Annotated in this window: 1 protein-coding gene; it reads right to left on the bottom strand. The window is 48.1% G+C overall.

The features are described from left to right. On the bottom strand, window positions 1-293 hold a 293-nt coding region (locus BBG47_RS28675; protein WP_217492564.1), incomplete at both ends, for a sodium/glutamate symporter.

Below are 293 nucleotides of genomic sequence, written 5' to 3'. Positions count from 1 at the left end.
GAGGCGAGGGAAACCCCGATTACATTTTGCGCCAGAGCGAGAAAACCGCAGGCAAGCCAGTAAATGACGAGCAGCTTGCCGCCTAATTTGATGAGTTGAAAGCTTGCTCCCAGTCCTACCGTAGTGAAGAACGTGAGCATGAATAGACTTTGGAGCGAAGTATCCAAGGTAATTTCCAATAGACGTGTCGTTTTCAGGATCGTTGCTAGGATAGCAAACAGCAGTCCACCGACAACGGGCGCTGGAATACAAAACTTTTGCAGTACTCCCGATTTTCTGACAAAAAAGGTTCC

The sequence above is a fragment of the Paenibacillus sp. KS1 genome, from assembly GCF_001680695.1.
In the GTDB taxonomy this organism is placed as follows: domain Bacteria; phylum Bacillota; class Bacilli; order Paenibacillales; family Paenibacillaceae; genus Paenibacillus_B; species Paenibacillus_B suaedae.
The sequence above is the reverse complement of the archived record's forward strand: the minus strand, read 5'-3'. Positions and strand labels throughout refer to the sequence as shown.